The following is a 19,699-nucleotide window of genomic DNA, read 5'->3' as shown; positions in this document are numbered from 1 at the left end:
ACGATGCGTAAGGGAGCATTGGCCACTCGCCGCAGGGAATGGAGGCCCGGCGGTACGGTTTTGGAGGACCGTGAAATTCGGCATCCGATGTCTGAAGATGGCGGCGGCTGAGCACGGGCGTTTGGAGAACGTTATCAAAGGAGGAGGAACGTATGCGTAAATTGATGATGGCATTGGTCGGCGCCACGGCGCTGGTCGCGGCAAGCGTGACCGGCGCTCTGGCCGACGGCAAGAAAGCCGAAGTCTTGCATTGGTGGACATCCGGGGGCGAAGCCGCCGCCGTGAAGGAACTGGCCAAGGCCTTCAACGCTGCCGGCGGCGAATGGGTGGATACCGCGATTGCCGGATCCGGCTCGACCGCTCGCCCGATCGGCATCAACCGCATCATCGGCGGCAACCCGCCGACGGCCATGCAGTTCAACACCGGCACGCAGATGAACGACCTGGCCCAGCAGGGCCTGCTGCGACCGCTTGATGATCTGGCCAAGGAGCAGGATTGGAAATCCGTCCTGACGCCCGCCTTCTATCAGGCGATTCAGTTCCAGGACCATATCTATGGCGCGCCGATCAATGACCACGGCCAAAACTGGCTGTTCTATTCCAAGCCCGTTTTCGCCAAGGCGGGCGTGACCGAGGAGCCGAAAACCTGGGATGAAATGTTTGCCGCGCTCGACAAGATCAAGGCCGCCGGGCTGATCCCGGTCGCCGTTGGCGGCCAGCCCTGGCAGCTCCAGTTGATGTTCAACGCCATCCTTCTCGGTGAGGGCGGCAAGGATCTCTACGGCAAGGTCTGGAAGGATCTCGATAAGGATGCGGTCAAGTCCGACAAGTTCAAACATGTCGCCGAGGTCTTCGCCAAGCTGCGCAACTACCAGGATCCGGGCAGCCCGAACCGCGACTGGAACGTCGCGACCGGCATGCTGATCGACGGCAAGGCCGGCATCCAGTTTATGGGCGACTGGGCCAAGGGCGAATTCATCCATGCAGGCCTCGTCGCCGACAAGGATTTCGGCTGCATCCTCGGGCCGGGCGAATCGAACTTCATGATGGGCGGCGACATCTTCGTCTTCCCGGTCCTGAAGGACAAGGCGGCGGTCGACGCTCAGACCCTGCTGGCAACGGTCATCATGTCCAAGGAAGGTCAGCTCGCCTTCAACTCCAAGAAGGGCTCGGTACCGGTTCGTCTCGACGTCGATACGTCGAAGCTCGATGCCTGCGCTCAGAAGGGTCTGAACGCGCTCAAGGATCCGAGCCGTCAGATCCTGACCTCCGACGTGCTGACATCGCAGGATATCGTTCAGACCGAACAGGACCTCGTCGCCCAGTACTGGACGACACCGAGCATGACGCCCGATCAGTTCGCCGACCAGTTTGCCAAGGTCATAGAACAGGCGAAGTAAGCTTCAGTCGACATCCATGCGGCGGCAGGGCCGGCCTGCCGCCGGTTTTCATGAATGCTGAGGAGGAGCGTCATGAGCACACCTGAAACAAGCGCCGCCACTGTCGGTGTGACCGTCGTAAAGACGGGCGCCACCCGCAGGAGAATGCGTTTTTCGCCCTATATCGCCCTTTTCCCTGCTTTCGTCATCGTCCTTCTCGCCTATGTCGTGACGGTTGTCTGGAACATCTGGATATCTTTCACAGACAGCAAGGTGCTGCCGGTCAACATCTTTGTCGGCACCAAGCAGTACGAGCGGCTGTTTGACACCGCACGCTGGCAGATATCGCTGCAGAACGTCGTGCTTTTCGGCTTTCTGTTCATTGCCGGCTGCCTGATCCTCGGCTTCCTTCTTGCCGTGGCGCTGGACCAGAAGGTTCGCTTCGAAAATACGTTCCGGACGATCTTCCTCTATCCCTTCGCCATGTCCTTCATCGTGACAGGCCTTGTCTGGCAGTGGATCATGAATCCGACGCTCGGCCTGCAGAAGGTTGCCGACAGCATCGGCTTCACCTGGTTCCGCTTCGACTGGATCGTCCAGAGCAATCTGGCGCTCTACGTCATCGTGCTTGCCGGCATATGGCAATCGACGGGCCTCGTAATGGCGATCATGCTGGCGGGATTGCGCGGCGTCGACCGCGAGCTGTGGAAGGCGACGCGCATCGACGGCATCCCGAGCTGGCGCGTCTATCTCCACATCGTCATACCGATTCTGAGACCGACCATTATCACCGCCAGCGTTCTTCTGGCGATCGCCGTGGTCAGGGTCTATGAGCTGGTTCTGGCGACCACCGGCGGCGGCCCGGGAATTTCGACCGAGGTGCCCGGGAAATTCATCATGGATTACCTGTTCGGCCGCGGCAATATCGGCCTTGCCACAGCGGCGTCGACCGTCATGTTCGTCACCGTGGTCATCGTGGTGACGCCCTGGCTCTACTACGAATATTTCCGTGAAAAACCGAGGGGGAACTGATGACGATGCCATCTTCCGTCGCAGCCGCCATGCAGGGCCCGACCGGGCGCAAACCGCAGCACTTTACTCCCGGGCGCATCGGCCTCTACGCCTTTCTCGTCATGGCGGCAATGTTCTTCCTGCTGCCGCTTTATGTGATGCTCGTCACCTCGTTCAAATCCATGCCGGAGATCCGGCAGGGCAATATCTTTGCCTTCCCGCTGATGTGGACGACGGAGGCCTGGGTGCAGGCGTGGAGCACGGCCTGCACCGGCCTTGAATGCGGCGGTATCAGCGTCGGCTTCTGGAACTCGGTAAAGATCCTGATTCCGAGCATGATCCTGTCGATCTTCATCTCGTCGCTGACCGGCTATGCGCTTTCCTTCTGGCGGGTGAGGGGCTCGAATGTCCTTTTCGCCATCCTCCTGCTGGGGGCCTTCATTCCCTACCAGGTCTTCATCTATCCGCTGGTTCTCATCTATCGCGATGTCGGCATCTATTCGACGCTGCCCTGCATCATCATCACCCATACGGTGTTCGGCCTGCCTGTTCTGACGCTGCTGTTCCGCAATTATTATTCCAGCCTGCCGATGGAGCTGTTCAAGGCTGCCCGCATCGACGGCGCGGGGCTATGGCAGATCTTCTTCCGGCTGATGATCCCCATGTCCATTCCGATCCTTGTGGTGGCGGGGATCCTGCAGGTCACCGGTATCTGGAACGACTTCCTGTTCGGCGTCGTCTTCGCCGGCCGGGAAAACTTCCCCATGACCGTGCAGCTCAACAATATCGTCAACTCCACCCAGGGCGAGAAACTCTACAACGTCAACATGGCGGCAACCATTCTGACCGCCCTGGTTCCGTTGATCGTCTATTTCGGTTCGGGTCGTTGGTTCGTGCGGGGTATCACCGCCGGCGCAGTCAAGGGATAGTTCATGGCCAATGTTTCCATTCGCGAACTTGCAATCGGTTTCGGCAGCGTCGGCGTCCTGAAATCGCTCAATCTCGAGGTGAGGTCGGGCGAGTTCATCGTTCTGCTCGGTCCGTCCGGCTGCGGCAAGTCGACCCTGCTCAATGCCATTGCCGGCCTCACCGATATCAGCGATGGCCAGATCTGGATCGGCGACAAGAACGTCACCTGGGAGGAGCCGAAGGATCGCGGTATCGGCATGGTGTTTCAATCCTATGCGCTCTATCCGACGATGACGGTCGAAGGAAATCTCTCCTTCGGGCTGCGCATCGCCGGCATGGCGAAGGAGGAGATTGCCAAGCGCGTCGACCGCGCCGTGCAGATCCTGCAGATCGACCCCCTGCGCAAGCGGCGGCCGGGAGAATTGTCCGGCGGCCAGCGCCAGCGCGTCGCCATCGGCCGCGCCCTGGTGCGCGACGTCGATGTCTTCCTGTTCGACGAGCCGCTGTCCAACCTCGATGCCAAGCTTCGAACCGAACTGCGCGTCGAGCTGAAGCGCCTGCATAGCGGCCTCGGCTCCACCATGATCTACGTCACGCACGACCAGATCGAGGCGCTGACGCTGGCCGATCGTATCGCTGTCATGAGCGGCGGCGTCATCCAGCAGTTCGCCACGCCGAAGGAAATCTATCGTCGCCCTGTCAATCGCTTCGTGGCGGGCTTCGTCGGCTCGCCCTCCATGAACTTCCTGTCGGGGAAGGTGACGAGCAACAACGGCTTGCCTGCCTTCGTGCTGACCGATGGCCGCACGATCGATCTCAACGGCTACCAGTTTTCCGGCACGCCCGGGGAGGGCCGTACGGCAACGCTCGGCGTGCGGCCGGAACAGATGCAGTTCACGCTCGCCAGCGATCGTGCCTCGAATCTGCCGGCGACCTTCAGCATCGTCGAGCCGATGGGCTCGGACAATCTGATCTGGGGCCAGGTCGGCAACGAGACCATATCGGTGCGCATCGATGCCGACGAGGAGGTTGCGCTCGAAAGCGAGCAGCCGGTCTATTTCCAGCCGGCGCTCGCGTCGCTGTTCGGCGAAGACGGGCAGCGTCTATAAAAGATCAGATGGCGCCGCGCGTTCTGCGGAGCGCGCGGCGCCATTTTCATGCCTTGACTTCGAAGACCATATTGAACGGCGTTTCGGTCGCCTTTCGGAAATGCGAATAGCCCGCATCCATAGCGACCTTGCGCAGTTTCAACTCGCCGGCTTGCGCGCCTAAACCCAGCCCGACTTCCTGCGACAGCGAGGCCGGCGTGCAGATCATCGTCGATGCGCCGTAGAAGACGCGGCCGACCGGGTTGAGATTGTCCTTCAGGCAATCATGCGCAAAAGGCTCGACGATCATCCAGGTGCCGTCGTCGGTAAGGCTGTCCTTGACATGTTTGCCGGCGCCGACAGGATCGCCCATGTCGTGCAGGCAATCGAACATCGTCACGAGATCATAGCCGGCAGCCGGGAAGTCCTTGGCACTCGCCTGTTCGAAGGTGATGCGACCGTCGACGCCCGCTTCCTTCGCCGCAGCTTTCGCTCGCTCGATGGAGGGAAGATGATAGTCGAAGCCGAAGAAGGTCGAGTTTGGATAGGCTTCCGCCATCAGGATGGTCGAGGCGCCATGGCCACAGCCGACATCGGCGACGGCGGCGCCGGCTTGAAGCTTTTCCTCTAAACCCTTCAGCGCCGGTATCCATTCCGAGACGAGATGGCTGTTGTAGCCCGGCCGGAAGAAACGCTCCGTGCCGCGGAACAGGCAGGCGCTGTGCTCATGCCAGCCGAGGCCGCTGCCGGTCCTGAAGGCATTGGCGATCTTCGGTTCGTCAAGCCACATGGATTGAACGACATCGAAGGCGCCGGTGAAGAAGGCGGGACTGTTTTCCTCCGCAAACACCATCGCCTGTTCCGGCGTCAGGTGGAAGCGCTCGGTCTTGTCGTCATAGCTGACATAATCGGCCGCCGCCTGAGCCGAAAGCCATTCGCGCACATAGCGCTCTTTCACGCCGACTTTGTCGGCTAACTCAGCCGAAGTCATCGGTGTTCCGTCCGCCATGGCCTTGAACAGGCCCAGATGATCTCCGAGCGTTACCAACACACCCGAAACCGCCGCGCCGAGATCGCCGACCAGGCGTCCGACTAGGGCATCGAGTTTCTGCATATCAGGTTCGCGCATGACATCCTCCCATCAGAATTGATGCAGCGTTCCGTCCAGATATATACGGAAGCCGAAACATACTCTCGGGCGGGAGGGGAGGCAATTACGTCATACGGCTGAGCAGGCCTCATGCTGCAGCCTTGGAAAAGGTGCAGCCTATTGAGGTAATGCCTTATTTTGGAAACGCGCGAGTTGCTTCAGCCGGCGCGCGCCAGCTCCTTTTCCAAAACGGAGAGCAAGCGCGGATCGTCGGCCGTAACATCAGGTGCAAAGCGGGCGGCGACCTTGCCGTCGCGGCCTATCAGGAACTTTTCGAAGTTCCAGACGATGCCGCCGTCCTGGCCGGTCTCAAGGCCGTGTTTCGCCAGGCGTTCGCGCATCGGGCCGTCGCCGGTCGTTTCGACGCCGGAGGCGATCAAGCCGTCGTAGAGCGGATGCCGCTCTTCGCCCGTGACAGCGATCTTGGAAAACATCGGGAACTGCACGTCATAGGTCAGCGTGCAGAAGCTCAGAATGTCCTCGTTCGTGCCGGGTTCCTGGCCCTTGAAATCATTGGCCGGGAAGCCTGCAATGACGAAGCCTTCGTCGCGCTTGTCCTCGTAAAGCTTTTCCAGCCCCTCATATTGCACCGTCAGCCCGCATTTGGAGGCGACGTTGACGACCATGATGACCTTACCGCGATAATCGGCGAGCGTCGTATCACTGCCGTCGATCTTCTTTACCGGAATATCGAGCACGTTGTCGGTCATTTCGTTCACTCCAAGTGAGATGGAAAATAGGATGCCGATATTTGCCTGGATTTGACGGCCGTCAAGGTCAAAATCCTGCTCAGGCGGCCTCCTCCATCCGGACCAGATGGCCGTTCGACACTTCACGGTAGTGTCGCGTCGGCGTGATGTATCCGACCGGCCGCACAGGGCTCTTCAACTCGTCGACGCCCAGATTGCGCTTGATGCCGCGACGCGACGGATCCGGCACGGGCACTGCCGCCATCAGCTTCCTCGTATAGGGATGCTGCGGGTTTTCGAACACCGAGGCACGCGGGCCGATCTCGACGATTTCGCCGAGATACATCACCGCAACGCGATGGCTGACGCGCTCGACCACGGCCATATCATGCGAGATGAAAAGATAGGATAGATTGAGGCTCTGTTGCAGGTCCATCAGCAGATTGCAGACCTGCGCCTTGATCGACACGTCGAGCGCCGAGACACTTTCGTCGGCAACGATCACCTTCGGATCGAGGGCGAGTGCGCGGGCGATACAGATGCGCTGGCGCTGGCCGCCCGAGAATTCGTGGGGGTAACGGCCCATCATATCAGCCTTGAGGCCGACGCGCTCCAGAAGATCGGCGGCCTTTTCGCGGGCTTCCGCGCGTGAACCGAGACGATGCTCGATGAAGGGTTCGGCGACCGCCGCTCCGATCGTCATGCGCGGGTTGAGGCTGGCGAAGGGGTCCTGGAAAATCATCTGGATGCTGCGGCGCATGCGGCGCAGATCGAGCGCGCCGAGCTTCATCACGTCATAGCCGTCGAGACGAACGTCACCGGATTTGGGATTGATGAGGCGCATGATGGAGCGCCCGGTCGTCGACTTGCCGCAACCGGATTCTCCCACCAGCGACAGTGTTTCTCCTTGGGCAAGATCGAAGGAGACGTTTTCAACTGCGTGGATGGCGCCGGTCGGGCGCCCCAGCAGCCCACCGCGAAGATCGAACCGGGTGACGAGGTTCTTGACCTCGAGAACCGGCGTCTTGCCGCGATCGACGGTGTCGGCAAGCGCCTTGGGTTCGCTGCGCTCGCCGGTGCTGATATCGACGATGGGGAAACGCAGCGGCTGGGCCTGATCCTTCATCGAGCCGAGCCGCGGCACGGCCGACAACAGCGCGCGGGTATAGGGATGCTGGCCGCGATGGAAGATGTCGTCGGTCTTGCCGGTTTCCACCGCCTCGCCGCGATACATGACGATGGTGCGGTCGGAAATCTCGGCAACGACACCCATGTCGTGGGTGATGAAGAGAACGGACATGCCTTCCTCCTCCTGCAGCACCTTGATGAGGTCGAGGATCTGCCCCTGAATGGTGACGTCGAGAGCCGTCGTCGGCTCGTCGGCGATCAATAGTTTCGGGCGGCTGGCGAGCGCCATGGCGATCATCACGCGCTGGCGCATGCCGCCGGAAAACTGATGAGGATATTCGTCAAAGCGCGAGATTGCGTTGGGGATGCGCACCTTCTCCAGCAGGCGGATCGTCTCTGCCCTGGCTTCTGCCTTGGAGATATCGCCGTGGCAGGTGAGCGCTTCGGAAATCTGCCGGCCGATGGTGAAGATCGGGTTGAGGCTGGTCATCGGCTCCTGAAAGATCATGGCGATGTCCTTGCCTCTGACCCTGCGCATCTCCCGCTCCGGAAGAGTAAGGATATCGCGGCCGTTGAGCCTGACGGAACCTTCGATACGGCTGCTGCCCCTGGCAAGCAGGCGCATGATCGAAAGCGAGGTGACGCTCTTGCCGGAGCCGCTTTCGCCGACAATCGCAACCGTCTCTCCCGGCATGACGTCGAAGGAGATGTTCTTGACCACCTGACGCCATTGGCCATCGACGAGAAACGAGGTCGTCAGATTGGAGACGGAGAGAACAGGCTGTGCATCCGGTTTGGTTTGCTGCGTTGTAACGGTTGTCATGGCGTCCCCTTTTTATGATCTTGCGCACTGGCCGGGCATCAATCGACGCTGTTCATGATGGTACCGGCGCGGTGGCGAAGGAGGCCGAAGGACGACCCTCGGCGATCCTTGCGGCTTCAAGAGCAGCAATCCTCTCGTCGATCTCGCGGCGGTCGGTCATCCCGCTGGGGTTCTGCCGTGTCGGCATGGTTTCGGCGACGTGCAGATAGCGCTCCTGCGCGACGGCATAGAGCCGTTCGAGTTCGGTGAGCGGGTCGGCGCTGTCGTCGACGCGGATGTTCAGCCAGGCATAATCCTGATCGCGGTAAATCACGAGCGCGGCCGATTGCTTGCCGCGCTTGTCGCCACCGGCATTCTCGCCGGCGCGCATGGCTTCGAGCAACCGCTCGGCCAGCGGCTTTCCCTTGGTCTTCCTGTAGGTCGCAAGCGTCTCGGCAATCACCTGTGGACCCGCCAGCATATTGCCGGCAACCGAGACATTGTCATCGACAAGATGGCCTGCCCAGTCGATGCACTTGGCGCCGGTGAAGGCGGCGTTGTTGCCCTTGCTGTCGATCAGATGGAACTGGCGTTGCTCGCGGCCTTCGTCGCGGGCACTCAGCGCTTGCAGAATCTCGGTCGGTGTATGACCGGCGGCGAGCATCGCAAGTCCGTCGATGCCGTAGAGCGGGCTTGCGAAGGCCTGCGTCGCGACGGCGCCGATGCCGCCGCGAATATGCGGCACGATGCTGCCGACCGCGAAAAAGCGGGTGGCGACGGCAATGGCGAGATGGCCGGTTTCCGGCTCACGGGCAACGATCGACCAGGTCATCGGCTCTATCTCCCAATGGCATAGGCTTGCATCAAACGCGGTGTTGCTGCAGCGCGCAAGAGGCCATCTTTATCTCGCCGTGCTGCGGTGAGCCGCCCCACGGTCCATTCGGGTGCGACGGTCAGCTGATGGCCCTTCCTGCGGAGGGCATCGAGCACTTCGGTATTGAAATTGGCCTCCGCCGTCAGGCCGCCGGGCTCGCGGGTGCGCGGATAGAAGGAGCTGGGGAAATGCGTGCTGTGAAACAGCGGCTTATCGATCGCTTCCTGCAGGTTCAGTCCGTGGTGAACATAGCGCAGGAAGAAGGAAAGCTGCCATTGCTCCTGCTGATCGCCGCCCGGCGTGCCGAAGGCGAGCGTCGGCCGGCCCTCGTGCAGCGCAAGCGTCGGCGTCAGCGTCGTGCGCGGCCGCTTGCCCGGAGCAAGCGAAGAGGGCAGGCCCGGCTTCAGCCAGAACATTTGCGCACGCGAATTCAGGCAGAAGCCGAGACCGGGAATGATCGGCGAGGACTGCAGCCAGCCACCGGAAGGGGTGACGGAGACCATGTTGCCCTCACGGTCGATCACGTCGATATGCACGGTATCGCCGCGCTTTTCGGTCAGGTGCGACATGGTGGGCTCGTAGACCGCGCCGCCCTTGGCTTCCGGAGTTTCGAGCATCTTCATGGTGAGATCGTATTGGTCTTCGAAGCCCGGCAGCTTGCCCGGGCGCAACGCAAGCGAGGCCTCCGGGGAAATGAGCTTGCGGCGCTCATCGGCATAGGCGTCCGATAGCAGGGTATCGAGCGGTACGGTCGTGAAATTGGGATCGCCGTAATAGACCTCGCGATCGGCAAAGGCGAGTTTCATGGCCTCCGTGATCGTGTGGACGAAGTCCGCGCCGGCCGGATCCATGCCAGCGAGGTCGAAACCCTTGAGCAGCGACAAAGTCTGCAGGAAGACCGGTCCCTGGCCCCACGGGCCGATCTTGGCGACGGTCCAGCCATGATAGTCGTAGGTCTGCGGCTCCTCGACGGTGGCGGACCAATTGGCCATGTCATCAGCCGTCAGGACGCCCTTGTGGCGCTGGCCGCTCGCATCCATCACTTCGGCCTTGCCGACATAGCTGTCGATCGCCTCCGCGACGAAGCCGCGATAAAAGGCATCGCGTGCCGCCTCGATCTGCGCTTCGCGGCCGCTCTTCACCTCCGCCTCCGCGACGACACGTTTCCAGGTTTCGGCAAGAACCGGGTTCTTGAAGTTGGACCAAGGTTCCGGGGCGGAGCCTCCGGGAAGCCAGGCCTCATAGGAAGTCGGCCATTCCTTGCGATAGAAATCGGCAAGTCCCGCGATGGTGGCGGAAACGCGGGGCAGGATGGGGTGGCCGTTCTCGGCATAGCGGATTGCCGGCTCGAGAACATCGCGGACCGTAAGCCTGCCATAGTCGCGCAGCATCAGCATCCAGCCGTCGAAGGAGCCGGGGATGACGGTGGCGAGCAGGCCATCGCCAGGGATCAGCTTCAACCCCTCGCTCGTATAGTGCTCGATCGTCGCTCCGGCCGGCGCCGGTCCCTGGGCGCAGATGACCTCGACCTTGTCCTTTTTCTTCGAATAGAGGATAGCCGGCATATCGCCGCCCGGTCCGCAAAGATGCGGCTCGACGATCTGCAGCACGAAGCCGGTCGCGACGGCGGCGTCGAAGGCGTTGCCCCCCTTTTCGAGAATGCTCATGCCGACGGCCGAGGCGATCCAGTGCGTTGACGTAACGACGCCGAAAGTGCCGAGGATCTCGGGGCGTGTGGTGAATGCGGTCATTGGGGGCATCCTTTCAGTTTATTCATGCTTCGCGCGGGTCGAGCGCATCGCGCAGGCCGTCGCCGAGGAGGTTGAAGCCGATCACGACGAGAAAGATGGCGGCCCCCGGCCACATGGCCATCCAGGGCGCCTGTTCCAGATAATTCTTGGCGACGTTGAGCATCGAGCCCCAGCTCGGAGCCGGCGGTTGCTGGCCGAGCCCGAGGAAGGAGAGGCTGGCCTCGGCGATGATGGCGGTCGCGATGGTGAGTGTTGCCTGCACCAGGATGGGCGCAAAGACGTTCGGCAGGATATAGCGGGTGATGATGCTGAAGTGGCGCAGGCCGATCGAGCGGGCGCCTTCGACATATTCCTCCGTCTTGACCGCGAGCACCTGACCGCGTGTTAGCCGTACGAAGACAGGCGTTGCCGAAAGGCCGATCGCGATCATCGCATTGGTGAGGCTCGGTCCGAGAAAGGCGGCAAGAGCAATGGCTGTGATCAGGAACGGCATGGCCAGAAAGGCTTCGGTGATGCGCGAGATGATCTGGTCGATCCAGCCACCGTAGTAGCCGGAGATCAGGCCGAAGGGCACGCCGATGGCGACCGCAATGGCGACAGAAAAGATGCCTGCCATCAACGATGCTTGCGCGCCCCAGATCATGCGGGACAGAATGTCCCGGCCGATATCGTCGGTGCCGAACCAATGGGCTGTTGATGGCGCCTTGCGGATCGCCGACCAGCTGGTGGCAATGGGATCGGCGATCGGCAGGATCGGCGCCAGCGCGGCGAGCACGGCAAAGAAGAGGATGATGGCGAGCCCGACCAATGCTCCCTTATTGGCCTTCAACTTGCGCCAGGCGCGGTTGGGAGCGCGCTTGGCCGAGGGCGCGGCTACGGCCGTCTGTACGATCGTACTCATAGCGCTGCCCTCATGCGCGGGTTGAGGAGGACATAGAGAATGTCGGCGATGAGGTTCATGGCGATGAAGCCGATAGCCGTGCAAAGCACGACTCCCTGGACCACCGCGTAATCCCGGTTGAAGACGGCATCGACGATCAGCTTGCCGAAGCCTGGGATGGTGAAGATCTGCTCGGTCAAAACCGCGCCGGCCAGCAGCTCGCCGAATAGCAGCGCGCTGACGGTGACGATGGGCAATATGGCGTTGCGGAAGGTGTGCTGCAAAACGACGGCGGCTTCGGAAAGACCTTTCGCGCGGGCCGTGCGGATATAGTCGGCGCTGAGCACGCTCAGCATCGAAGAGCGGGTGTGCCGCATCAGCGTGGCCGCGAGCGCATTGCCGAGCACGAAGGCGGGCATCAGCATGGTCTGGATCGAGCGCCAGGGATCCTCGAAGAACGGCTGGTATCCGGAGGCGGGCAGCCAGTGAAGCTTCACCGAAATCAGCAGGATCAGCATGATCCCGAGCCAGAAATTCGGCACGGACAAGCCGCAGAGGGCGACGATATTGGCGAGAAAATCGATAAGCGTATTCTTCTTCACCGCTGCGAGGATGCCCATGGGAATGCCGATGGCGAAGGCGAAGATCATCGACATGACGGCGAGCTGGATGGTGACCGGCAGCTTTTCCGCGATGAGCGTCAAGACCGGCTGATTGGTGCGCAGCGAAACGCCGAGATCGCCCTTCGCGACGCCCTGCAGCCAATAGCCATATTGGTAGATGACAGGGTCATTCAGCCGGTATTTTTCGCGAAGCAGCTCAAGAACCTGCGGATCGCGCTCCTCGCCTGCCATGGCCAGCACCGGATCGCCCGGAAGGAGCTTCTGCAGGGAGAAGACGAAGATCGAAATGATCAGCAGCGTCGGTATGGCGACGAGCAACCTCTTTCCGATATAGCTATACATGGGCAGATCCTCGCCGCGCATATCGAATGCCGGAAATGCCATGCGGGGAGAGCGCCCGCATGGCGTTTTTGGCTCAGTTGCTCTTCTTCACGCCGGCAAGACGGATCATACCGTCCGGGGCGGGCGCGAAGCCGGTCACTTTCTTGTTGTAGGCCCAGATCCAGGCCTGATGACCGAGAAAGATGATCGGCAGATCCTCGTTGAGGATGGCTTCGGCCGCATCGTATTTTTGCTTGCGCACCGCAGTGTCCTGCGACTGGCGTGCCTCGAGCAGCAGCTTGTCGACCTCAGGATTGGTGTATTTGGAATCGTTGAGGCCGGCACCCGTCGTCACGAATTGCTGGATATTGCCGTCGGGATCGGAGCGGCCGGACCAGTCGGAGCGGCTGAGCTGGTAGTTGCCGCTCGACTGCGCATCAAGCAGCGTTGCGAATTCGGTGGTTTTCAAGGTTACGTCGAAACCGGCTTCGGCAACCATCGACTGAATGATTTGCATCATTTGCATCGAGACCGGATTGTTGGCGACGGCGAGTTCGACGGGGATGCGATCGAAACCGGCGGCCTTGACCAATGCCTTGGCCTTGTCGATGTCGCGGGCAGGAACCGGAATGTCCTTATCGTACCAGGGGCTGTTCGGTGCAAAGGGCTGATTGCCGGCAAGCCCGGTGCCGTCGAAGACGATCTGCATGGCGGCTTCGCGGTCGATCGCCAGCGAGAAGGCCTGGCGCAGGCGCTTATACTTGCCCAGCGGATTGTCTGCGCGCGCACCATTGCCGACATTGGCATAGACGCCGAGCCACCCCGTGCCGATTGCATCGGCATAAACGAGATTGGGATCACCCTTCACCGTGCCGACATCGGATGCGGCGACGCGCTCGATCATGTCGAGATCGCCGGAGCGTAGGTTTGCGAGGCGAACCGTCGTGTCGGGGATCGGCAGATAGGTCACCTTGTCGATGAAGATGGTGTTCTTGTTCCAGTAGTCCTGGAATTTTTCGAGTACGATGCGGTCTTGCTGCACACGCTCGACGAATTTGAACGGACCGGAGCAAACGGGATGATCGCCGAATTTGGCGCCGGTCGCCTTTGCCGCGGTCGGCGAGACCATCATGCCGGAGCGGTCGGAGAGCTGGGCAAGCAGAGTGACATCGGGCGCTTTCAGGGTAAAGGTGACTTCGTATTCGCCCGATGCCTCGACCTTGGCGACGGAGGAGAGCTCGCTCTTGCGGCGCGATTCCGGCATCGTTTGGTAGCGCTGGATGTTATCGACCACCGCTTGCGCGTTGAACGGCGTCTCGTCCTGGAATTTTACGCCTTGACGCAGTTCCATGATCAGCTGCTTGCCATCAGCCGACCATTTCCAGGATGTGGCGAGCTGCGGCACGAACTGCAAATCCGGCGTCACGTCGACCAGCTTGTCGCAAAGGGCGGTATAGACGATACGGCCGACGAATGTGCGCGACTGGGCCGGATCCAGCACGTCGGCATCGTCCTGCAGGCCGATCTTCAGCTCGACAGCGAAAGCCGGCAGCGCGATCAATGCGCCGGCGGCAAGCGATGTCAGGAATTTGGCGATCTTCATCTTGTTCTCCTGATTATGAATTATGATTTTCGTTTTTTGCAGTCTCGACCGGTTTCCTCTCCGGTCGTTGTCTGGTGCGGGCAGAGCTTTTGGTCAGCCTACCTCTTCGGTCAGCGGTTCCTGTGCTTGTCGCGCATCGAGCGACGTGATGCGGATCAAGCTTTCCTGAAGCATTAGAAGGTGCTTACGCATGGCTTCGGCGGCCTTCATCGGGTCGCGCGCCGCAATCGCATCGATGATCGCCATGTGCTGGGCATAGGAGATCGGGCGCGTCTTGTTGATGCTGCGGGCCAATTCGCGAATGGTTTGCCATGCCTCGTCCTGGCGGACATGGTTGATGACGTCGAAGATGGTCAGAAAGAACTGATTGCCGGCACTCTCGGCGATCAGCCGGTGCAGCGCGCCATCCCAGAGCTCGCGACTGTCGGCATCGTCGCTGGCGGTGATTTTCTTGGTCAGCTCATACATGCGATCGATGTCATCGGGCTTGGCGCGCATGGCCGCCAGCTGGGCCAGCTGCGGCTCGATGCGCAGACGAACCTCCATGACCTCCATGAGATCCGTGCGGGCGACAAGCGAACTGACATGCTCGCTCCAGCCGTCCGGGCGCTGCCCCGCATAGGTTCCCGAGCCCTGGCGCCGCCAGACGCGGCCTTCGGCCTCCAGCACCTCCAACGCTCGCCGGATGGCACGACGGCTGACGCCCAATGTCTCCGACAGAACCCGTTCCGTCGGCAACTTCCCGTCTGCCGGCAGATCGGCCGAATTCAAAAGCCCTCTGAGCTTTTCCAGGGCGTAGATCGAATTCTCCGGAAGGCTGCTGATTGCCATAGTGGGGAGTGAACCAATTTCGAATTGGTTCAATAGAAGTTCAACGCAACCCTGCCGTCAAGCTCTTTTTTGTGCAATTTATGCAATGCACAATGTTTGTGCGTGACGCACAAAAGCGGACCGTAAAACGGTGCCGCCCGCGTGCTATTCCGGAAGAGTTTTGCCCGACCTACCGCTGCCGGCTTTGGAGCTCAGCGACTGATAGCGCGCGCCGAGACTACCGTCTCGGGCGTGAAATCGAAATCCTTGTCGAAGGGGTAGGTTGGCTTCTGCTTGCGCAGCCGCGGCAGGCGTTCGACGAACTGATCAACGACCCCCGGCGAAAGCGCCATCAGGTTCGGATTGGCGATCGGCGCCAATTCCGGCGAGAGATAGCCGGACTTCACGACGATGATCCTGGCCTTGTGCGGATCGAGGCCGAGGCGCGTGAAATCGGAGAGGTTGTGATAGGGCCGGCGCTTTGCCGACAGCACTAGGTCGATACCGCCGATGGAAACAACCGCCTGGGCGTCGATCGGGTCTGCGGTCTCAAGTAGAAATTTAACGGTGAAGCTGCCTTTCACGGGCTTGCTGCCCTTCGTGTCGAGCGATGCGCCGACCGAAAGATCGAGGGTGGCGCCGACGCCTGCCACATAGCAGGCTTCCGTGGCAGCCTTGTCGGCAATGCCGGCGAAAATGACGCCCTTTGCGTTATTGGCGATAAGTTCAGCAAGGACATCAGCGCGGTCGCCGACGCCGCCGCCTGTGGGATTATCGCCGGATTCGGCAAGCACCACGGGCACCGTCTCGCTGGCAATCGCCTTGGCGACGCATTCCCCGATCGTTCCGGTCTTGCAACCGAAAACGAAGTCCTCACGCACATCCCAATAGGCCTGAGCCAGGCGCTTCGCTTCGCGCTCAAGAACTTGGCGATCCGTGCCGGTCATGATGGCCGCGGCGGTGGCCCGCGGTTCGTCGGCCCAGACATAGCCGACCATCAGCGAGGCATCCCAGACGCCATCGATGGCGTCTATCCCGGGCAGTAGATCGTAGAGGCTCTTGGCCGGCTCATCGACCGTGCTGGTGCGTTCGCCCGGCAGTACCACAGGGATCGGTGCCCAAAGCAGGATCGGCTTCACGCCGGTCTTCAGGCTCTCCGTCAGCATCTTCACGGCGCGACGCATGGTCTCCTCGACATCAATATGCGGCGCGGTGCGATAGGTGGAATACATGTCGAGCGCATCGATGATGCGCTGGGTGACGTTGCCGTGCAGGTCATAGCTGGCCGAGATCATGCAATCGTCGCCGACGACGGCACGTGCCGCGCTGATCCAGTCGCCTTCGGCATCTTCCATGCCTTCGACATACATGGCGCCATGCATGGCAAGATAGAGCCCGTCGAGCGGCAGCAGGGGTTTGAGACGCTCCAGAAACTCCGCCTTGAAGGCCTCGTATGTATGGCGTGCGACAGGACCGCCGGCGATTGCCCTGGCATGGATGGTCGGCAGGAATTCGCCGTCGTAATCCCTAAGGAAAGCGAAATAGGGCGCGGCCGTCAGCTCCTCGCCACGCAGAACGCGAAAATCCCTTTCCTCGTTCAATACGGGATTATAGGTGCTGCACTCGATGTGAATGCCTCCGACGGCAATGCGCATGGGAACCTCAATTCGGGCTGGGACCAATCAGGAAATTATGGGCGGCAATGCTGGCGGCGCCACGCGCCCAGACATCGCCATCGACGCGCTGGTTGCGGATCGGCGTCTGGCCGGCATAGCGCGGCAACACGTTCGCCTCGGCCGCCTGCCGCATGACAGTGCCGAAGAGACCATCGAAGCGTCCCTCGACATGGGTGATCAGGATCATGCCGGGATCGTTGAACTGGATCAGATGGGCGATGGCCAGACCGAGTGCATTTCCGGCCCGATGCAGGATGCGGATGGCGGCCGCGTTGCCGAGCGAGGCCTCGTTTTCCAGATCGTCAAGGGAACTGCACGCAAGGCCTTCCGCTTTCGCCATTTCCTTGATTGCCTTCATCGAGGCGACGGTATCGAGGCAGCCGCGCTTGCCGCACCGGCAGGGCGAGCCATTGGGTTCGATGGTGCAATGGGCAATCTCGCCGGCGCCGCCATGATTGCCGCGATAAAGCTTGCCGCCGACGAAATGGGCGCAGCCGATGCCGTCGTCGAAAGAGACGACGCTGAAATTCTGGACGTCGCGTGTGCTGCCGAACAGCTTCTCGCTGACGGCGACCGCCTTGGCGTCGTTTTCGATGAAGGTGTCGATACCGGTCTTCTGCCTGACGATGCTCGCAAGCGGCACATCCTTCCAGCCAAGCAGCGTTGATTGAACGCAGTTTGCCTGCTTCTCGTCGACAAAGCCTGAGAGGGCGATGCCGATGCCGTAAAGCTTGCGGACAGCATCCTCGCGTTCTGCCAGCAGCTTCGGCAGCGTCTCTGCTATCAACTCGGCGATAACATCCGGATCGCGCGACCGCGGCATGGTCTGGCGCGCGACGATACTGCCGTTGAAATCGCTAAGCACCATCGCTGCCGGGTCTTCGAGCAGTGAAATGCCGACGAAGAAGGCGCCTTCGGGATGCAGATCGAGCAGGATCGAGGGGCGGCCCTGGCCGTAGATCGTCTCCGTTTCGTGCAGGACGCCAAGTGAGATCAGATCGCGGGCAATTCCGCTCATGGCGGCCTTGCTAAGACCCATAGATGTCGCAAGATCTGTTCGACTCAGTGGTCCGGATTGACTGATCACGCGCAGAAGCTGTTGCTGGGAAGAAGTAAGCAATTCGACGTTCCGCCTGGATTTCAGCGTGTTTTTCCGACAATAAGTTCATAAAATGAACAAATCAACGGAAATAAATTTAGCTGAGGGCTTATTTGCGGACGTGACAACAGACGGATTCCAGTCAATCTGCGCGATCTGCAGTTGCGTTTAAACAGTTGACATCGACCTGTATCAGTATGCAATGCTTATCATAGCAATCTAGGCAAAAATCCCCCCAGTCGCCTCGTCTTCCGGCGTCGATTCCAAAAATGAAACGCTCGATCATGGTCGCCTCGACGGCCTGTGCGTATTCGACATCGGGCGCGGCAGTCAGAAAGGAATACCATGTCCAGCACGGTCGATCGTTCGAGACGTCCGTTGGTCATCGTCTCGATCATGCTTGCGACCTTCATGGTCGCAGTGGAAGCGACGATTGTCGCGACCGCCATGCCGCGCATCGTCGGCCAGCTCGGCGGCTTCACCTATTACAGCTGGGTCTTCTCCGCTTTTCTCCTGGCGCAGTCCACCACGACGGTTATCTATGGCAAGCTTTCCGATATGTTCGGCCGCAAGCCCATGCTTATCGTTGGCATCCTGATCTTTCTCGTGGGATCTACGCTTGCGGGTTTTGCCTGGTCGATGGCCTCGCTGATCGCGTTCCGGCTGCTTCAAGGGCTTGGCGCCGGCGCCATTCAGCCCGTGACGATGACGGTTGTCGGCGATCTCTACAAGCTGGAAGAGCGTGCCAAGGTGCAGGGTGCCCTTGCCAGCGTCTGGGCTGTTTCGGCGGTCATCGGTCCGCTTGCCGGTGGCATCATCGTCGATCATCTCTCCTGGGCATGGATTTTCTGGATCAACCTGCCGTTAGGCGTCCTGTCCATCGCCGGCTTCGTATGCTTCCTGCATGAGCGCATCACCCCGCGCGAGGCGAAGATCGACTATCTCGGGACGATCCTGTTTTCGATATCGATCGTATCGCTGCTGGTCATTCTGACGGAAACCGGTTCCGGTTTTGCCGTCCTTGGTTTGCTAGCGATCGTCTTTGTGGTCAGCGGCGTCCTGTTCATATGGCAGGAGCGGCGGGCGCCTGAGCCGATCATCTCGATCGCGCTGTGGAGCCGGCGGCTGGTGGCGACCAGTAATGCGGCAACCCTGCTTGCCGGCATGGCCTTGATCGGCCTGACGACAGTTCTGCCGATCTACGTTCAGGGTGTTCTCGGCCGATCACCGCTCGAAGCCGGATTCACCTTGACCATGCTGATCGTCGGCTGGCCGCTGGCGGTCATGCTTGCGAGCCGGTTCTTTCGCATGTTCGGCATCCGCCGGACCTTGCGTGCCGGAAGCTTCATGTTTCCGTTCGGTGCGCTGTTTCTTTTGTTCCTGACCCCGGAAAGCAGCCCGATCATCGCCGGCGTAGGCTCGTTTCTGATGGGCTTCGGCATGGGTCTCATCAGTCTCACCAGCGTCGTGCTCGTGCAGGAAAGCGTCGAATGGTCTATGCGCGGCAGCGCCACGGCCTCGATCATCTTCTCGCGCAGCCTCGGCAACACGCTTGGCGCCACGGCGCTCGGCGCGATCATGAATATCGGTATCGCTCATTTCGGCAGCGGCGAACTGGCAACGAGGCTTCACGATATTCTGAACCAGCCGACTGGCCTTTCCGATCTTGTCGGCGATCCGGCGATCAGGAACGTTTTCGACGCCGCGCTTCACTGGAGTTTCTGGGGCGTCGTCATCGTCGCCATCACGACGTTCGCAACCGTCTGGCTCATTCCCGTTGCCCATGATGCCGGCCGCCGATCGGTGCCCAAGGCGGATGCCCAGGATGCGATGACGCATTGACGGAGCGCGACCGGCAACGGGCCACGCTTCCCTCCGCCGGCATTCATCGTGACGCTTGCGACGT

General features: G+C 60.8%; 16 protein-coding genes. 5 read left to right on the top strand and 11 right to left on the bottom strand.

Going from position 1 to position 19,699, the window contains the following annotated elements; all coding sequences use genetic code 11:
- Window positions 1–152 precede the first annotated feature (152 nt).
- From GA0061101_RS10400 to GA0061101_RS10385, 4 genes are all read left to right on the top strand, one after another.
- Complete coding sequence (locus GA0061101_RS10400) at window positions 153–1,400, top strand: ABC transporter substrate-binding protein (RefSeq protein ID WP_080760457.1); 1,248 nt, start codon at window positions 153–155, stop codon at window positions 1,398–1,400.
- A gap of 144 nt (window positions 1,401–1,544) precedes the next feature.
- On the top strand, window positions 1,545–2,411 hold the full coding sequence (locus GA0061101_RS10395) for a carbohydrate ABC transporter permease (protein WP_037193200.1): 867 nt from the start codon (window positions 1,545–1,547) through the stop codon (window positions 2,409–2,411).
- A gap of 5 nt (window positions 2,412–2,416) precedes the next feature.
- Entirely contained in the window at window positions 2,417–3,319 is a 903-nt protein-coding gene (locus tag GA0061101_RS10390) for a carbohydrate ABC transporter permease (RefSeq protein ID WP_037193198.1), read from the top strand.
- Between the two features lie 3 nt (window positions 3,320–3,322).
- Window positions 3,323–4,408, top strand: coding sequence for an ABC transporter ATP-binding protein (locus GA0061101_RS10385; protein WP_037192442.1), 1,086 nt, complete (start codon window positions 3,323–3,325; stop codon window positions 4,406–4,408).
- Window positions 4,409–4,454: 46 nt separating this feature from the next.
- Here the strand turns inward: GA0061101_RS10385 and GA0061101_RS10380 are convergent, their stop codons facing one another.
- The 11 genes from GA0061101_RS10380 to GA0061101_RS10330 form a co-directional block, all read right to left on the bottom strand.
- Entirely contained in the window at window positions 4,455–5,516 is a 1,062-nt protein-coding gene (locus tag GA0061101_RS10380) for a class I SAM-dependent methyltransferase (protein WP_037192440.1), read from the bottom strand.
- A gap of 179 nt (window positions 5,517–5,695) precedes the next feature.
- Window positions 5,696–6,247: a glutathione peroxidase gene (locus GA0061101_RS10375; protein WP_037192437.1), complete on the bottom strand. Its 552-nt coding sequence runs from the start codon at window positions 6,245–6,247 to the stop codon at window positions 5,696–5,698.
- A 79-nt stretch (window positions 6,248–6,326) separates the two neighbouring features.
- Window positions 6,327–8,177 (bottom strand): ABC transporter ATP-binding protein, encoded by a 1,851-nt coding sequence (locus GA0061101_RS10370; RefSeq protein WP_037192435.1) that lies wholly within the window; start codon window positions 8,175–8,177, stop codon window positions 6,327–6,329.
- A 52-nt stretch (window positions 8,178–8,229) separates the two neighbouring features.
- Window positions 8,230–8,988, bottom strand: a complete 759-nt coding sequence (locus GA0061101_RS10365) for a DUF1028 domain-containing protein (protein WP_037192433.1) — start codon at window positions 8,986–8,988, stop codon at window positions 8,230–8,232.
- Window positions 8,989–8,993: 5 nt separating this feature from the next.
- Window positions 8,994–10,781 (bottom strand): gamma-glutamyltransferase family protein, encoded by a 1,788-nt coding sequence (locus tag GA0061101_RS10360; RefSeq protein WP_092573576.1) that lies wholly within the window; start codon window positions 10,779–10,781, stop codon window positions 8,994–8,996.
- Between the two features lie 22 nt (window positions 10,782–10,803).
- On the bottom strand, window positions 10,804–11,682 hold the full coding sequence (locus tag GA0061101_RS10355; protein ID WP_037192429.1) for an ABC transporter permease: 879 nt from the start codon (window positions 11,680–11,682) through the stop codon (window positions 10,804–10,806).
- Window positions 11,679–12,626: an ABC transporter permease gene (locus GA0061101_RS10350; protein ID WP_037193196.1), complete on the bottom strand. Its 948-nt coding sequence runs from the start codon at window positions 12,624–12,626 to the stop codon at window positions 11,679–11,681. Before GA0061101_RS10350 ends, GA0061101_RS10355 begins: the two co-directional genes overlap by 4 nt.
- Before the next feature lie 73 nt (window positions 12,627–12,699).
- The gene (locus GA0061101_RS10345; RefSeq protein WP_037192426.1) at window positions 12,700–14,208 is read right to left on the bottom strand and encodes an ABC transporter substrate-binding protein; all 1,509 of its coding nucleotides are present in this window, start codon (window positions 14,206–14,208) and stop codon (window positions 12,700–12,702) included.
- Between the two features lie 93 nt (window positions 14,209–14,301).
- Window positions 14,302–15,039: a FadR/GntR family transcriptional regulator gene (locus GA0061101_RS10340; RefSeq protein ID WP_037192424.1), complete on the bottom strand. Its 738-nt coding sequence runs from the start codon at window positions 15,037–15,039 to the stop codon at window positions 14,302–14,304.
- A 191-nt stretch (window positions 15,040–15,230) separates the two neighbouring features.
- Window positions 15,231–16,673, bottom strand: a complete 1,443-nt coding sequence (locus GA0061101_RS10335; protein ID WP_037192421.1) for a M81 family metallopeptidase — start codon at window positions 16,671–16,673, stop codon at window positions 15,231–15,233.
- A gap of 7 nt (window positions 16,674–16,680) precedes the next feature.
- Window positions 16,681–17,814 (bottom strand): ROK family transcriptional regulator, encoded by a 1,134-nt coding sequence (locus GA0061101_RS10330; protein ID WP_037192419.1) that lies wholly within the window; start codon window positions 17,812–17,814, stop codon window positions 16,681–16,683.
- 324 nt (window positions 17,815–18,138) lie between these two features.
- Between GA0061101_RS10330 and GA0061101_RS10325 the strand changes: the two genes are divergently transcribed.
- Window positions 18,139–19,635 carry an MDR family MFS transporter gene (locus tag GA0061101_RS10325; protein ID WP_037192417.1) on the top strand — a complete coding sequence of 499 codons (1,497 nt, stop codon included), beginning with the start codon at window positions 18,139–18,141 and terminating at the stop codon, window positions 19,633–19,635.
- Window positions 19,636–19,699: the final 64 nt, after the last annotated feature.

Source organism: Martinezella lusitana (assembly GCF_900094565.1).
Taxonomy (GTDB): Bacteria; Pseudomonadota; Alphaproteobacteria; order Rhizobiales; family Rhizobiaceae; genus Rhizobium; species Rhizobium lusitanum.
The sequence above is the reverse complement of the archived record's forward strand: the minus strand, read 5'-3'. Positions and strand labels throughout refer to the sequence as shown.

What these genes read in the sequence shown, in the direction of transcription:
- GA0061101_RS10370 (WP_037192435.1), bottom strand. Translation starts at nt 8,177, where the DNA reads ATGACAACCGTTACAACGCAGCAAACCAAACCGGATGCACAGCCTGTT.
- GA0061101_RS10385 (WP_037192442.1), top strand. Translation starts at nt 3,323, where the DNA reads ATGGCCAATGTTTCCATTCGCGAACTTGCAATCGGTTTCGGCAGCGTC.
- GA0061101_RS10380 (WP_037192440.1), bottom strand. Translation starts at nt 5,516, where the DNA reads ATGCGCGAACCTGATATGCAGAAACTCGATGCCCTAGTCGGACGCCTG.
- GA0061101_RS10345 (WP_037192426.1), bottom strand. Translation starts at nt 14,208, where the DNA reads ATGAAGATCGCCAAATTCCTGACATCGCTTGCCGCCGGCGCATTGATC.
- GA0061101_RS10360 (WP_092573576.1), bottom strand. Translation starts at nt 10,781, where the DNA reads ATGACCGCATTCACCACACGCCCCGAGATCCTCGGCACTTTCGGCGTC.
- GA0061101_RS10355 (WP_037192429.1), bottom strand. Translation starts at nt 11,682, where the DNA reads ATGAGTACGATCGTACAGACGGCCGTAGCCGCGCCCTCGGCCAAGCGC.
- GA0061101_RS10340 (WP_037192424.1), bottom strand. Translation starts at nt 15,039, where the DNA reads ATGGCAATCAGCAGCCTTCCGGAGAATTCGATCTACGCCCTGGAAAAG.
- GA0061101_RS10365 (WP_037192433.1), bottom strand. Translation starts at nt 8,988, where the DNA reads ATGACCTGGTCGATCGTTGCCCGTGAGCCGGAAACCGGCCATCTCGCC.
- GA0061101_RS10395 (WP_037193200.1), top strand. Translation starts at nt 1,545, where the DNA reads ATGCGTTTTTCGCCCTATATCGCCCTTTTCCCTGCTTTCGTCATCGTC.
- GA0061101_RS10400 (WP_080760457.1), top strand. Translation starts at nt 153, where the DNA reads ATGCGTAAATTGATGATGGCATTGGTCGGCGCCACGGCGCTGGTCGCG.
- GA0061101_RS10335 (WP_037192421.1), bottom strand. Translation starts at nt 16,673, where the DNA reads ATGCGCATTGCCGTCGGAGGCATTCACATCGAGTGCAGCACCTATAAT.
- GA0061101_RS10375 (WP_037192437.1), bottom strand. Translation starts at nt 6,247, where the DNA reads ATGACCGACAACGTGCTCGATATTCCGGTAAAGAAGATCGACGGCAGT.
- GA0061101_RS10325 (WP_037192417.1), top strand. Translation starts at nt 18,139, where the DNA reads ATGTCCAGCACGGTCGATCGTTCGAGACGTCCGTTGGTCATCGTCTCG.
- GA0061101_RS10390 (WP_037193198.1), top strand. Translation starts at nt 2,417, where the DNA reads ATGCCATCTTCCGTCGCAGCCGCCATGCAGGGCCCGACCGGGCGCAAA.
- GA0061101_RS10350 (WP_037193196.1), bottom strand. Translation starts at nt 12,626, where the DNA reads ATGTATAGCTATATCGGAAAGAGGTTGCTCGTCGCCATACCGACGCTG.